The following is a 13,317-nucleotide window of genomic DNA, read 5'->3' on the forward strand; positions in this document are numbered from 1 at the left end:
GGTCAGCTCCGATGATGTGGAAATGGCGATTAACCATATCAAATCACACCTGCGCGCCACCGGCGAGCGGGAAGTGCCGAGCAAACTGCTGGGCAACCTGGTCATGGAGCAGCTGAAAAAGCTCGATAAAGTGGCCTATATCCGCTTTGCCTCGGTTTATCGCAGCTTCGAAGACATTAAAGAATTTGGCGAAGAGATCGCCCGCTTACAGGACTAAGCTATGCACGATGAAATGTACATGGCGCGTGCGCTGAAGCTGGCGCAACGTGGTCGCTTTACCACACATCCCAACCCGCGTGTGGGCTGTGTGATTGTGAATCAGGGCGAAATTGTCGGCGAGGGCTTCCACTATCGCGCCGGTGAACCCCATGCGGAAGTGCACGCGCTGCGTATGGCGGGCGATAAAGCCAAAGGCGCCACCGCCTACGTTACGCTGGAGCCGTGCAGCCACCATGGGCGCACGCCGCCGTGCTGCGACGCGTTAATTGCCGCGGGTGTCTCCCGTGTGGTCGCGGCCATGCAGGATCCAAATCCGCAGGTTGCGGGGCGTGGACTGTACCGTTTACAGCAGGCCGGTATTGAGGTCAGCCACGGGCTGATGATGAGCGAAGCTGAAGCGCTGAACAAAGGCTTCCTCAAGCGTATGCGTACCGGTTTCCCGTATATCCAGCTGAAGCTGGGTGCGTCGCTGGATGGCCGCACGGCAATGGCCAGCGGCGAAAGCCAATGGATCACCTCGCCGCAGGCGCGTCGCGATGTGCAGCGCCTGCGGGCGGAAAGCCACGCGATTTTAACCAGCAGCGCTACGGTGCTGGCGGACAACCCTGCGCTGACCGTGCGATGGGATGAGCTCAATGTCGAAACGCAGGCGCTCTACCCGCAGGAAAATCTGCGCCAGCCGCTGCGCATTGTGATTGATAGCGGCAACCGCGTGACGCCGGAGCACCGTATCGTGCAGCAGCCCGGTGAAACGCTGTTTGCGCGTACCGAAGATGATACCCGCGACTGGCCGGAAGGCGTACAAACGCTGAAAGTGCCGGAGCACAACGGGCATCTCGATCTGGTGCTGCTGATGATGCAGCTGGGCAAACAGCAGATTAACAGTATCTGGGTGGAAGCGGGGCCAACGCTTGCCGGTGCATTGATTCAGGCGGGGCTGGTTGACGAGCTTATCGTCTATATCGCGCCTAAACTGTTAGGAAGCGATGCGCGCGGATTATGTATGCTGCCAGGCCTTGAGAAACTGGCCGATGCGCCCCATTTCAAATTCAATGAGATACGACAGGTAGGCCCGGATGTTTGCCTGCATTTAACGACTGCGTGAGGCTTTCCGAATTAGAGGAAGCAGCGCCCAGAATATTATGATAAAATCCGCCCCCCTGCGGGGCAAATGAACCCAAAGGAAGAGTATGAACATTATTGAAGCTAACGTTGCTACCCCGGACGCTCGCGTCGCCATCACCATCGCGCGTTTCAACAACTTTATCAATGACAGCCTGCTGGAAGGTGCTATCGACGCCCTGAAGCGCATTGGTCAGGTTAAAGATGAAAACATCACCGTTGTTTGGGTTCCAGGTGCTTATGAACTGCCTCTGGCGGCTGGCGCACTGGCGAAAACCGGTAAATACGATGCAGTGATCGCGCTGGGTACGGTTATCCGTGGCGGTACTGCGCACTTCGAATATGTCGCTGGCGGGGCAAGCAATGGCCTGGCGCACGTCGCTCAGGACAGCGAAATCCCGGTAGCCTTTGGTGTTCTGACCACCGAAAGTATTGAACAAGCCATCGAACGTGCTGGCACAAAAGCCGGTAACAAAGGTGCAGAAGCTGCACTGACCGCGCTTGAAATGATTAATGTATTGAAAGCCATCAAGGCCTGATTTTTGTAAGGGGAAATCCGTGAAACCTGCTGCTCGTCGCCGCGCCCGTGAGTGTGCCGTCCAGGCGCTTTACTCCTGGCAGTTGTCCCAGAACGACATCTCCGATGTTGAATACCAGTTCCTGGCAGAACAAGACGTTAAAGATGTCGACGTCCTGTACTTCCGTGAGCTGCTGTCCGGGGTGGCGACTAACAGCGCGTACCTCGACGGATTGATGAAGCCGTACCTGTCCCGTATGCTCGAAGAGCTGGGCCAGGTAGAGAAAGCCGTACTGCGCATTGCGCTGTTCGAGCTGTCGAAGCGTGATGATGTGCCATATAAAGTGGCTATCAACGAAGCTATCGAACTCGCAAAAACCTTTGGCGCTGAAGACAGCCACAAGTTTGTCAACGGCGTGCTGGATAAAGCCGCTCCTGTCATTCGTCCCCACAAAAAGTAATCTCCAGGCCGGATTTTGCCGAATTTCATTTGGCAGGTCCGGCCTTGTTTTATCCTTCTGCTGAGGCATAACGTATGGCATGCGGCGAATTCTCCCTGATTGCCCGTTATTTTGACCGAGTACGAAACGCCCGTCTCGATGTAGACACCGGAATCGGCGACGACTGCGCGTTACTCAATATTCCCGAAAAACAGACTCTGGCTATCAGCACCGATACGCTGGTGGTGGGTAATCATTTCCTTCCTGATATCGACCCGGCTGACCTGGCTCATAAAGCGCTGGCCGTCAATCTTAGCGATTTAGCGGCAATGGGCGCGGACCCGGCCTGGCTGACGCTTGCGCTGACGCTGCCTGCGGTTGATGAAGCGTGGCTGGCGGCGTTCAGTGACAGTCTGTTTGAACTGTTAAACTATTACGATATGCAACTGATTGGCGGCGACACCACCAAAGGGCCGCTATCGATGACGCTGGGTATTCACGGCTATGTACCGGTTGGACGTGCGCTGAAGCGCTCGGGCGCAAAACCGGGTGATTGGATTTACGTGACCGGCACGCCTGGCGACAGCGCCGCGGGTCTGGCGCTGATTCTGAATCAGTTAACGATTGATAACCCAGAGGATGCTGCCTATCTGCGCCAGCGTCATCTTCGCCCGACGCCGCGTATTCTGCAAGGACAGGCGCTGCGTGACCTGGCAAACTCGGCTATCGACATCTCTGACGGTCTGATTTCCGATCTGGGCCACATTCTGAATGCCAGCGGCGTAGGGGCTCGCGTTGACCTCGATCTGCTGCCGTACTCTGATGCGCTGCGCCGTCACGTGCAGCCAGAGCAGGCATGCCGTTGGGCGCTCTCCGGCGGTGAAGACTATGAACTCTGCTTTACCGTTCCAGAACTGAACCGCGGCGCGCTAGAAGTGGCGCTGGGTCAACTGGGTACATCGTTTACCTGCATCGGACAAATCAGCGCCGATGTAGAGGGACTGCATTTCACGCAGGAGGGGAAAGCGGTGCAGCTCGACTGGAAGGGGTACGATCATTTTGGCTAAGCGTGACGAAGCAAAAAGTCGTCTTAATCTACGCAATCCCTGGCATCTGCTGGCAACGGGGTTTGGCAGCGGCCTGAGCCCGATAATGCCAGGTACGGCAGGCTCGATTGCCGCCATTCCCTTCTGGTATGTGCTAACGTTTTTGCCGCTGCAGCTCTATTCACTGGTGGTGATGTTCGGCATCTGCATCGGCGTTTATATCTGCCGCCGCACGGCGCGCGATATGGGGACGCATGACCACGGCAGTATCGTGTGGGATGAGTTTATCGGTATGTGGATTACGCTGATGGCGATTCCGGTCATTAGTTGGCAATGGGTATTGGCTGGCTTTGTGGTGTTCCGTATTTTTGATATGTGGAAGCCCTGGCCGATCCGTTGGTTTGACCGTAACGTCCACGGCGGAATGGGGATTATGGTCGATGATATCATCGCAGGGGTGATTTCAGCGGCGATACTGTTTGTGGTAGGACATTACATTCTGTGATGTTTCTGTAGCTCGGCCGAGCAGAGCGACGCCGGGGATGGTTCGGAGCAGTCCCGGGGTCGGCGTGACCGCCTCGCCCGGGCTACAGGTTATTTGAACCCAACCACCGGATGCGGCTGATACGGCGCTTCCATTGACGCAATCTGCTCCGGCGTTAACGTTATATCCACCGCGTTCAGCAGTTCATCTAACTGATCCTCACGCGACGCGCCAATAATCGGTGCCGCAACGCCCCGTTTACTCAACAACCACGCCAGCGCCGTTTGCGCGCGGCTAGCTTCCACCTCTTGCGCTACCCGCTCCAGTTCACCGGCAATCTGCTCATCGTTTTCTTCGGTTGAGCTATACAGCGTTTGCCCGAATTCGTCGGAGACCAGCCTTGCCGTCGTTTCTCCCCACGGACGCGTCAGGCGACCGCGCGCCAGCGGGCTCCACGGAATAACCGCCACCCCTTCCTGAGAACAGAGCGGCAGCATATCGCGCTCTTCTTCCCGGTAGATCAGATTGTAGTGATCCTGCATGGTGACGAACGGTGCCCAGCCGTTGGCTTTTTGCAGCGCCAGCGCGTGCGCAAACTGGCGGGCGTGCATCGACGACGCGCCAATAAAGCGGGCCTTACCGGATTTCACCACCTCATCCAGCGCTTCCAGCGTTTCTTCAATTGGCGTGCGATAGTCCCAGCGATGAATTTGCAGCAGATCGACATAGTCCATCCCAAGGCGCTTCAGGCTGTCATCGATGGAGCGAAGAATTTGCGCGCGGGAAAGCCCCTCTTCAAGGTCGCCTACCTGGTGAAAAACCTTGGTGGCTACCACGACGTCATCACGGCGAGCGAAGTCGCGCAGCGCGCGGCCGACGATCTCTTCGCTGCTGCCGTCAGAGTAGCTGTTTGCGGTGTCGAAAAAGTTGATGCCGCCTTCAATGGCGCGCTGAATGATGGGGCGGCTGCTGTCTTCCGGAATCGTCCAGGCGTGTTTACCCCGATCCGGTTCGCCGAAGGTCATACAGCCAAGGCAAAGACGAGAGACCCGAAGGCCGGTGTGTCCTAACGTATCGTATTGCATGAATCAGCTCCTGCTAGCGGGTAAGCGGTTTACCTTTAAGCATAGCAGGAGCGAGGGGGAGGATTATGCTAGCCAGTCCGCGATCTTCGCTTCGATACCGGCGGCATCGAGACCGAGGTCGGCGCGCGCCTCTTCCTGAGTACCCTGTGGGACGAAGAAGTCAGGCAGGCCGAGGTTTAGTACCGGTACCGGTTTACGATGCGCCATCAGCACGTCGTTCACGCCGCTGCCCGCACCGCCGATGATGGCGTTCTCTTCCAGCGTCACCAGCGAGTCGTGGCGCGCGGCCATCTCGAGGATCAGACTTTGATCGAGTGGTTTCACAAAGCGCATATCCACAAGCGTGGCGTTAAGCTTCTCGGCGACGATTTCCGCTTCGGTCAGCAGAGTACCGAAGTTGAGGATCGCCAGTTTCTCGCCTTCACGTTTCACTACCCCTTTACCTAGCGGCAGTTTTTCCAGCGGTTGAAGTTCAGCGCCGGTACCGCAGCCGCGCGGATAGCGCACCGCGCTTGGGCCGTCGCTATAGTGATAGCCGGTATAGAGCATCTGACGGCATTCGTTTTCATCGCTTGGCGTCATGATGACAAAATCAGGAATGCAACGCAGGTAAGAAATATCGAATGCCCCCTGGTGCGTCTGACCGTCGGCGCCGACAATACCCGCGCGGTCAATCGCGAACAGTACCGGCAGTTTCTGGATAGCTACATCGTGGATAACCTGATCATAGGCGCGTTGCAGGAAGGTGGAGTAGATAGCCACAATCGGTTTATAGCCGCCAATCGCCAGTCCTGCGGCGAAGGTCACCGCGTGTTGCTCGGCAATGGCCACGTCGAAATACTGGTCAGGGTATTTTTTCGAAAACTCCACCATGCCGGAGCCTTCGCGCATTGCCGGGGTGACCGCCATCAGCTTGCTGTCTTTCGCTGCGGTTTCGCACAGCCAGTCGCCAAAAATTTTCGAGTATGACGGCAGGCCGCCACTGCTTTTTGGCAGCTTACCGCTGGTGTGATCGAATTTCGGCACCGCGTGGAAGGTGATTGGGTCTTTCTCGGCAGGCTCATAGCCACGGCCTTTTTTGGTCATGATGTGCAGGAACTGCGGGCCTTTCAGGTCGCGCATGTTCTTGAGCGTATTGACCAGCCCCAGCACGTCGTGACCGTCAACCGGCCCGATGTAGTTGAAGCCCAGCTCTTCAAACAGCGTGCCAGGCACCACCATACCTTTGATATGTTCTTCGGTACGTTTGAGCAGTTCTTTAATTGGTGGGACGCCAGAGAAGACTTTCTTGCCACCTTCGCGCAGGGAAGAGTAGAGCTTGCCGGAAAGCAGCTGCGCCAGATGGTTATTCAGCGCGCCGACGTTTTCAGAGATAGACATCTCGTTGTCGTTCAGCACCACCAGCATATCGGGTTTGATATCGCCTGCGTGGTTCATTGCTTCAAACGCCATACCCGCAGTAATGGCGCCATCGCCAATCACGCAGACGGTACGACGCTGCTTGTTCTCTTTGCCTGCGGCAACCGCAATACCAATGCCAGCGGAAATAGACGTCGAGGAGTGACCGACGCTCAGCACGTCATACTCGCTCTCACCGCGCCATGGGAACGGATGCAGGCCACCTTTCTGACGGATGGTGCCAATTTTATCGCGGCGACCGGTCAGAATTTTGTGTGGATAGGCCTGGTGACCGACGTCCCAGATAAGCTGGTCGAACGGCGTGTTATAGACATAGTGCAGCGCCACGGTGAGCTCCACCGTGCCAAGCCCGGAGGCGAAGTGTCCGCTGGAACGGCTCACGCTGTCGAGCAGGTAACGACGCAGCTCGTCACACAGCTTCGGCAGGCTCTCTTTTGGCAGCAGGCGCAATTCCTGAGTGGAATCGACCAACGCCAGGGTCGGGTATTTGGCAATATCAAAACTCATCTGAGACTCATTTATAGTTTATTTGTCGCGCAGGATGATGTAGTTCGCTAGCGCTTCCAGTGCTGTGGTATCCAGTGATTGTGCGGCCAGTTCAGTTAAGGACTGACGGGCATCGGCAATAAGATCACTGGCTTTGTTCCGGGCTTGCTCAAGGCCCAGTAATGCAGGATAGGTACTCTTGCCGAGCTGCTGGTCGGCACCCTGGCGCTTTCCGAGGGTCGCAGTATCGCCCACCACATCCAGAATGTCATCCTGAACCTGGAACGCCAGGCCGATGCTTTCGGCATACTTATCCAGCAGTGGTAGCGCCTTGCGGCCTTGCTCACCCGCGCTGAGTGCGCCCATGCGTACGGCGGCGCGGATCAGCGCACCGGTCTTATGGCGGTGAATGCGCTCCAGCATTTCCAGATTAACCTGTTGTCCTTCAGCTTCCAGATCCAGCGCCTGACCACCGCACATGCCGGCTACGCCGCTGGCGGTTGCCAGTTCGGACAGCATCGCCAGACGATCGCGGTCTGAGACCTCGTTCATCGGCGCATCACTCAGTATAGAAAACGCCAGCGTTTGTAGCGCATCACCGGCCAGAATGGCGCTCGCCTCGCCAAATTTAATATGGCAGGTCGGCTGACCACGGCGCAGGTCATCATCGTCCATCGCTGGGAGATCATCATGCATCAGCGAATAGGCGTGAATGCACTCGACCGCCGCCGCGGGCGCGTCCAGCGTCGCGAGGCTGACGCCGAACATTTGACCGGTGGCATACACCAGGAACGGGCGCAGGCGTTTACCGCCTAATAGTGCGCCATATTGCATGGCATCAACCAGTGGAGTGTTCTGAAACGGCAGCGGAGCGATAAAACGGCGCAGCGCGTCATTTGCCTGCTCAACGCAGGCATTCAGCTGTTGCGAAAAATCCATTTATTCGGCGTCCGGCGTGAAAGGCTCAAGTGGGGAATCTTCGTTATCGGCTAACAGGATCTGCACGCGCTGTTCCGCTTGTTGCAGCTTCGTCTGCCCCTGACGTGCCAGCTGCACGCCGCGTTCGAATTCGTTCAGCGCCTCTTCCAGTGGAAGGGAACCGCTTTCCAGACGGTTAACAATTTGCTCCAGCTCGGTTAAAGCGGTCTCGAAACTGGCCGGGGCTTCGTTTTTCTTTGGCATAGTGAATGTTTGGCTCTTGTTATGTCGCGACTGCGTCTATGGTAACGGAGTCTGGGTGTGAAGCAAATAACACGCAATGGTAAGCGGGATGATGATATACTCCGCGCATCTGGACGCAGATGCCATAGGTACACTGCGATACATCTTTTGCCTAAAGCCCGTCGGGCTTGTCAACGAACCATTGCCGCCATGAAGTTTATCATTAAATTGTTCCCGGAAATCACCATCAAAAGCCAAACTGTGCGTTTGCGCTTTATTAAAATTTTAACCGGGAATATTCGTAACGTTCTTAAAAACCACGATGAAACGCTTGCTGTCGTCCGCCACTGGGACCACATCGAAGTGCGTTCTAAAGATGAAGACAAACGTCTGGTGCTGCGCGATGCGCTGACCCGCATCCCGGGGATCCACCATATTCTGGAAGTCGAAGACGTTCCGTTTACCTCGCTGCACAATATTTTTGAGCAGACGCTGCCGCTGTGGCGTGAAACGCTGGAAGGTAAATCTTTCTGCGTACGCGTTAAGCGTCGTGGTAAGCACGAATTTACGTCTATTGAAGTCGAGCGTTACGTTGGCGGCGGTCTGAATCAGCACATCGAGACGGCACGCGTGAAGCTGACCAATCCGGACGTGATCGTTAACCTCGAAATCGAGAACGACCGTCTGCTGCTGGTGAAAGGGCGCTACGAAGGTATTGGCGGCTTCCCGATTGGTACTCAGGAAGACGTGCTATCGCTTATTTCTGGCGGCTTCGACTCCGGGGTTTCCAGCTATATGCTGATGCGTCGCGGCTGTCGCGTACACTACTGCTTCTTCAACCTCGGCGGCGCGGCGCATGAAATCGGCGTTCGTCAGGTGGCTCACTACCTGTGGAACCGTTTCGGTAGTTCACACCGCGTACGTTTCGTGGCGATCAACTTCGAGCCGGTAGTCGGTGAAATTCTGGAGAAAGTGGAAGACGGCCAGATGGGCGTCGTGCTGAAGCGCATGATGGTCCGCGCGGCATCGCAAGTGGCTGAGCGCTACGGCGTACAGGCACTGGTGACCGGCGAAGCGCTGGGTCAGGTGTCTAGCCAGACGCTGACCAACCTGCGTCTTATTGATAACGTCTCCGATACCCTGATCCTGCGTCCGCTGATTTCTCACGATAAAGAGCACATCATCAACCTGGCGCGTGAAATCGGCACCGAAGACTTTGCCCGCACCATGCCGGAATACTGTGGCGTGATCTCGAAGAGCCCAACCATCAAAGCGGTGAAGGCGAAAATCGAAGCGGAAGAAGCGAATTTCGATTTTGCGATTCTGGATAAAGTGGTTGCCGAAGCGAACAACGTCGACATCCGCGAAATTGCGCAGCAGACGCAGCAAGAGGTGGTTGAGGTTGAAACCGTCAGCGGCTTTAGCGACAACGACGTGATTCTGGATATTCGCTCCATTGATGAGCAGGACGATAAACCGCTGAAGCTGGAAGGCGTGGAGATTGCCTCTCTGCCATTCTACAAGCTGAGCACCCAGTTCGGCGACCTCGACCAGAGCAAGACCTACCTGCTGTGGTGTGAGCGCGGTGTGATGAGCCGCCTGCAGGCGCTTTATCTGCGCGAACAGGGCTTCACCAACGTTAAGGTTTACCGCCCATAAATAAAAAAACCGGCCTGGCCGGTTTTTTATATCAGGTAGCCCGGCTGAACAGAGCGACGCCGGGTTTTCACCTACGCTTCGTAAAAATTATAAATCCCCGCCGCCATCACCAGCTGCGATGCAATCTCATACGCCTTCTCGCGCCCGACCAGCAGGTCGATAATCTTCAGCCCGAAATCAATCGATGTGCCCGGCCCCTGGCTGGTCAGCAGGTTGACGCGTGGGTCCCAGACTACACGCTTATCCTGCCACTGGCCTTCAGGGATCTGGTCCTTCAGCGCCGGGAAACCGGTCATATTGCCGATAGGGAAGAGCTCGTGTGGCACTAGCACGGTAGCGGCCGCCGCGCAGATAGCGGCAACAATGCGCCCGGAGTGATGAAACTGTCTCACCGTCTCGACCAGCAGCGGGCTATCGCGGAAGCACTCTGCACCTTTAATGCCGCCGGGTAGAATGATGATATCGAAGTCACCGTCCGCGACTTCGACCAGCGGGGCATCGGCCAGTAGCTTAACGCCGCGTGAGCAGGTAATGGTCAGGTTGCCATCGCTGGCGACGCTGGCGGTGGTGACGCTGATGCCGCCACGCACTAACAGATCGATAGTGGTGACGGCTTCCATCTCTTCACTACCAGGAGCGAGGCAAATCAGTGCCGACGCGCTCATATTCACTCTCCTTACGTTTAACCCGTTCATACAGGCGAGTATTTTCCGGCACCGGAATGCCGTGCGCCCGCGCGCGTTTGAGCAGGTAACCGGTGATGTAGTCGATTTCCGTATGCCGCTGCGCGCGGATGTCCTGCAGCATGGAGGAAATGTTCTCCGCCGTCAGGTCAATGACCTGATTAACATAAAATAACAGACTTTCCGGGGAGGTATGAAATCCTTCCCGCGTCATGGTCATCGCCACTTCGTCGCAAATGCGTGCCACCTGCTCCTGATGATGTTGCAGTTCACCGTTCGGGCAGTTCATCAGCGCGGTCATTGGGTTAATCACGCAGTTCACGGCGAGTTTACGCCACATGGCGGAGTGAATATTGTCATGCCAGGCGACGTCCGGGAGCACGTTCTGGAGCGTTTCCGCAAGCTGGCTGTAATCGTGGTCGTAGCGTTTGGCAGGACCGATATGGGTGGTACCGTTGGCGACGTGGATAATGATATTGCCGTCGCGACGTGCGGCCTGAGTGGTTGCACCCAGCAAAATGGGCTGCTGGATACCGTTAAGTTCCAGCAGCGTGCCCATACCGTTGTGGATCAGTAAAATCGGCGTGGTCGCCGGAAGCGTGGCCGCCAGACTTCTGACGGCATCAGAAACCTGCCAGGCTTTGAGCGTGACCAGCAGCAAATCGCTTTGCGCCAGGAAATCGGGATCGTTGGCGATAAGTGATTGGTTGAATACGCTACCGTCCAGCTCCATAAGGTTTACGCTGCAATAGGGCTGAGGTACACGTAACCATCCCTGTACTTCAAATCCTTTTTTATGGAGCGCCGTCATCCATAGCTGGCCTAGCGCACCACATCCCAATACGGTAATTTTCAAACATCCTCCTTACCACACCAGATACTGCTGGTATGTCATACTTCACGCGATAACTCGAATAAGTATAGCGTTATCAACTAAGCTTCCGGGGATAACAAGTTGAGTTATGCCGCGTTGCAGGTATTATGCAACGCAAACGAAACTAAGGGAGGGGAAAAGATGCCATCTTTCGATATTGTCTCTGAAGTCGATCTTCAGGAAGCGCGTAACGGCGTGGATAACGCAGCCCGTGAGGTTGAGTCACGTTTCGATTTTCGCGGTGTAGAAGCGAAAATTGAGCTGAACGAAGCGAATAAGACCATTAAGGTGCTGAGCGAGTCTGACTTCCAGGTCAACCAACTGCTGGATATCCTGCGCGCCAAGCTGCTTAAGCGCGGCATCGAAGGCGCATCACTTGATGTACCTGAAGAGTTCGTACACAGCGGCAAAACCTGGTTTGTGGAAGCCAAGCTGAAACAGGGTATTGAAAGCAGCGTTCAGAAGAAGCTTGTGAAGCTGATTAAAGACAGCAAGCTGAAGGTGCAAGCGCAGATTCAGGGTGAAGAGATTCGTATCACCGGGAAATCCCGCGACGATCTGCAGGCCGTAATGGCGCTGGTGCGCGGCGGCGACCTCGGTCAGCCGTTCCAGTTTAAAAACTTCCGCGACTAATCGTGAAAGTGCTGCCCACACTCCGGTGCGGGCAGTCTCGTCTTATCTGGCGGCCATCGCCTGCTCAACCTCGAAGCGGTTCGTCACTTTGCTGTCAATCTTGATGTATGCGGAGTGCTCCTGCGCCACCACCAACACCTCTTTTACGCCCTCGGTCGCCAGCAGGCGCTCGCGCAGCGCGTCGTCAGCATTCACATCGTCCGGGATCTGCACGCGCAGGCTACTAACGTACGGCGGCTCCTGCATCGTCATCGAGACCAACAGCCATGCGGTTGCCAGCAGCGCTCCGGCGAGAAACACCGTTTGCGAGTCAAACAGGCCGTCAATCCAGCCGCCCAGCGAACCGCCGATGGCAACGCCAAGGAACTGGCTGGTGGAGTAAATCCCCATCGCTGTGCCTTTATAGCCCGCAGGCGCTTCTTTGCTGATAAGCGAGGGCAGCAGCGCTTCCATCAGGTTAAACGCGAGGAAGAAAATCTGTACGCCAGCGACCAGTTCCCAGAAGTAATTACCGGAACCCCACAGCACAATTTCTGCAATCAGCAGCAAGGCGATGCACAGCACGAACACGCGCTTCATGCGGCGCTTTACTTCGGCATAAATAATAAATGGGACGACGGCGATAAACGAGACGACCATGGTCACCAGGTAGATTTTCCAGTGCTCGGAAGCCGGGAAGCCAGCGGATTCCAGCTGACCAGGAAGCGCCACGAAGGTCGACATCAGCAGGATATGCAGGCACATGATCCCGAAGTTCAGCTTCAGCAATTTCGGCTCCATCAGCACTTTGCTAAAGCAGCCTTTGACCATTCCTGATTCGCGGTTGAGCACGTGGTTTTTGCTGTCCGGCACTACCCAGAGGGTGAGCAGGATGCCAAGCGTCGCCAGCCCGGCAATCATCCAGAACAGCGCGTGCAGGCCGAGCTTGTGGGTAATAATCGGACCCAGCACCATGGCAATCGCGAAGGTCACACCAAAGCTGACGCCGATAAACGCCATCGCCTTGGTGCGGTTTTGTTCACGGGTAAGGTCGGAAAGCAGCGCCATGACCGCAGCGGCAATTGCGCCAGAACCTTGCAGCGCGCGGCCGAGGATAATGCCCCAGATAGAATCCGACATTGCGGCAATCACACTGCCGAGGACGAAAATAGCCAGGCCGCCGACAATCAGCGGTTTGCGGCCAATGCGATCGGAGATTAACCCGAAGGGGATCTGAAATACCGCCTGCGCCAGTCCGTAAATACCAATCGCCAGGCCAATCAGCGCTTCGCTTGCGCCCTGCAATGCCATGCCGTATGTGGTCAGAACCGGAAGGACCATAAACATACCGAGCATACGCAAAGAAAATACGGTCCCTAAACCCCAGGTGGCGCGTAACTCACCCGGCGTCATTTTGTAATCGTTCATTCCCACCTCAATATAAAAGCTGGGAGTAGTGTAGTGCGGGGAGAGGGCAGGGTAAACAGACGGTTAATTAACAAATATTACA

Annotated in this window: 15 protein-coding genes; 8 read left to right on the plus strand and 7 right to left on the minus strand. The window is 56.0% G+C overall.

Going from position 1 to position 13,317, the window contains the following annotated elements:
- From GKAS_RS10820 to pgpA, 6 genes are all read left to right on the plus strand, one after another.
- A partial coding sequence (locus GKAS_RS10820; protein ID WP_035894258.1) for an ATP cone domain-containing protein occupies positions 1 to 217 on the plus strand: 217 nt, incomplete at its 5' end.
- A 3-nt stretch (positions 218 to 220) separates the two neighbouring features.
- On the plus strand, positions 221 to 1,324 hold the full coding sequence (gene ribD, locus GKAS_RS10825; protein ID WP_035894260.1) for a bifunctional diaminohydroxyphosphoribosylaminopyrimidine deaminase/5-amino-6-(5-phosphoribosylamino)uracil reductase RibD: 1,104 nt from the start codon (positions 221 to 223) through the stop codon (positions 1,322 to 1,324).
- An 85-nt stretch (positions 1,325 to 1,409) separates the two neighbouring features.
- The gene (ribH, locus tag GKAS_RS10830) at positions 1,410 to 1,880 is read left to right on the plus strand and encodes a 6,7-dimethyl-8-ribityllumazine synthase (RefSeq protein ID WP_001021161.1); all 471 of its coding nucleotides are present in this window, start codon (positions 1,410 to 1,412) and stop codon (positions 1,878 to 1,880) included.
- 19 nt (positions 1,881 to 1,899) lie between these two features.
- The gene (gene nusB, locus GKAS_RS10835) at positions 1,900 to 2,319 is read left to right on the plus strand and encodes a transcription antitermination factor NusB (protein ID WP_035894262.1); all 420 of its coding nucleotides are present in this window, start codon (positions 1,900 to 1,902) and stop codon (positions 2,317 to 2,319) included.
- Positions 2,320 to 2,393: 74 nt separating this feature from the next.
- Positions 2,394 to 3,365, plus strand: a complete 972-nt coding sequence (gene thiL / locus GKAS_RS10840) for a thiamine-phosphate kinase (RefSeq protein ID WP_035894263.1) — start codon at positions 2,394 to 2,396, stop codon at positions 3,363 to 3,365.
- Positions 3,358 to 3,849, plus strand: a complete 492-nt coding sequence (pgpA, locus tag GKAS_RS10845; RefSeq protein WP_167540411.1) for a phosphatidylglycerophosphatase A — start codon at positions 3,358 to 3,360, stop codon at positions 3,847 to 3,849. Before thiL ends, pgpA begins: the two co-directional genes overlap by 8 nt.
- A gap of 89 nt (positions 3,850 to 3,938) precedes the next feature.
- Here the strand turns inward: pgpA and GKAS_RS10850 are convergent, their stop codons facing one another.
- The 4 genes from GKAS_RS10850 to xseB all read right to left on the minus strand — a co-directional run bounded on the left by GKAS_RS10850 (position 3,939) and on the right by xseB (position 8,000).
- Positions 3,939 to 4,913 (minus strand): aldo/keto reductase, encoded by a 975-nt coding sequence (locus GKAS_RS10850; RefSeq protein WP_035894265.1) that lies wholly within the window; start codon positions 4,911 to 4,913, stop codon positions 3,939 to 3,941.
- Positions 4,914 to 4,976: 63 nt separating this feature from the next.
- Complete coding sequence (gene dxs / locus GKAS_RS10855; protein WP_035894266.1) at positions 4,977 to 6,839, minus strand: 1-deoxy-D-xylulose-5-phosphate synthase; 1,863 nt, start codon at positions 6,837 to 6,839, stop codon at positions 4,977 to 4,979.
- 18 nt (positions 6,840 to 6,857) lie between these two features.
- Complete coding sequence (ispA, locus tag GKAS_RS10860; RefSeq protein WP_035894268.1) at positions 6,858 to 7,757, minus strand: (2E,6E)-farnesyl diphosphate synthase; 900 nt, start codon at positions 7,755 to 7,757, stop codon at positions 6,858 to 6,860.
- On the minus strand, positions 7,758 to 8,000 hold the full coding sequence (gene xseB, locus GKAS_RS10865; protein WP_035894270.1) for an exodeoxyribonuclease VII small subunit: 243 nt from the start codon (positions 7,998 to 8,000) through the stop codon (positions 7,758 to 7,760).
- Positions 8,001 to 8,189: 189 nt separating this feature from the next.
- On the opposite strand from xseB, the gene thiI reads away from it, so the two are divergent.
- Positions 8,190 to 9,638 (plus strand): tRNA uracil 4-sulfurtransferase ThiI, encoded by a 1,449-nt coding sequence (gene thiI / locus GKAS_RS10870; RefSeq protein ID WP_035894273.1) that lies wholly within the window; start codon positions 8,190 to 8,192, stop codon positions 9,636 to 9,638.
- A gap of 71 nt (positions 9,639 to 9,709) precedes the next feature.
- On the opposite strand, the gene yajL is transcribed toward thiI, so the two are convergent.
- Together yajL and panE are read right to left on the minus strand one after the other, a co-directional pair.
- On the minus strand, positions 9,710 to 10,303 hold the full coding sequence (gene yajL, locus GKAS_RS10875; protein WP_035894275.1) for a protein deglycase YajL: 594 nt from the start codon (positions 10,301 to 10,303) through the stop codon (positions 9,710 to 9,712).
- Positions 10,266 to 11,177 (minus strand): 2-dehydropantoate 2-reductase, encoded by a 912-nt coding sequence (gene panE / locus GKAS_RS10880; protein WP_035894276.1) that lies wholly within the window; start codon positions 11,175 to 11,177, stop codon positions 10,266 to 10,268. The genes yajL and panE overlap by 38 nt, the downstream gene beginning before the upstream one ends.
- 159 nt (positions 11,178 to 11,336) lie before the next feature.
- Here panE and GKAS_RS10885 point away from each other — a divergent pair, with 159 nt between their 5' ends.
- Entirely contained in the window at positions 11,337 to 11,828 is a 492-nt protein-coding gene (locus tag GKAS_RS10885; RefSeq protein ID WP_035894278.1) for a YajQ family cyclic di-GMP-binding protein, read from the plus strand.
- A gap of 42 nt (positions 11,829 to 11,870) precedes the next feature.
- Here the strand turns inward: GKAS_RS10885 and GKAS_RS10890 are convergent, their stop codons facing one another.
- A complete protein-coding gene (locus tag GKAS_RS10890; protein WP_035894279.1) occupies positions 11,871 to 13,235 on the minus strand; it encodes an MFS transporter in 1,365 nt (454 codons plus the stop codon).
- Between the last annotated feature and the right edge of the window lie 82 nt (positions 13,236 to 13,317).

The sequence above is a fragment of the Kluyvera ascorbata ATCC 33433 genome, from assembly GCF_000735365.1.
GTDB classification, from domain to species: domain Bacteria; phylum Pseudomonadota; class Gammaproteobacteria; order Enterobacterales; family Enterobacteriaceae; genus Kluyvera; species Kluyvera ascorbata.

Bases quoted from the DNA above. Each gene is read 5' to 3' on its own strand.
- GKAS_RS10850 (WP_035894265.1), bottom strand. From the start codon at position 4,913: ATGCAATACGATACGTTAGGACACACCGGCCTTCGGGTCTCTCGTCTT.
- thiL (WP_035894263.1), top strand. From the start codon at position 2,394: ATGGCATGCGGCGAATTCTCCCTGATTGCCCGTTATTTTGACCGAGTA.
- ribD (WP_035894260.1), top strand. From the start codon at position 221: ATGCACGATGAAATGTACATGGCGCGTGCGCTGAAGCTGGCGCAACGT.
- GKAS_RS10890 (WP_035894279.1), bottom strand. From the start codon at position 13,235: ATGAACGATTACAAAATGACGCCGGGTGAGTTACGCGCCACCTGGGGT.
- GKAS_RS10885 (WP_035894278.1), top strand. From the start codon at position 11,337: ATGCCATCTTTCGATATTGTCTCTGAAGTCGATCTTCAGGAAGCGCGT.
- ispA (WP_035894268.1), bottom strand. From the start codon at position 7,757: ATGGATTTTTCGCAACAGCTGAATGCCTGCGTTGAGCAGGCAAATGAC.
- yajL (WP_035894275.1), bottom strand. From the start codon at position 10,303: ATGAGCGCGTCGGCACTGATTTGCCTCGCTCCTGGTAGTGAAGAGATG.
- ribH (WP_001021161.1), top strand. From the start codon at position 1,410: ATGAACATTATTGAAGCTAACGTTGCTACCCCGGACGCTCGCGTCGCC.
- xseB (WP_035894270.1), bottom strand. From the start codon at position 8,000: ATGCCAAAGAAAAACGAAGCCCCGGCCAGTTTCGAGACCGCTTTAACC.
- dxs (WP_035894266.1), bottom strand. From the start codon at position 6,839: ATGAGTTTTGATATTGCCAAATACCCGACCCTGGCGTTGGTCGATTCC.
- thiI (WP_035894273.1), top strand. From the start codon at position 8,190: ATGAAGTTTATCATTAAATTGTTCCCGGAAATCACCATCAAAAGCCAA.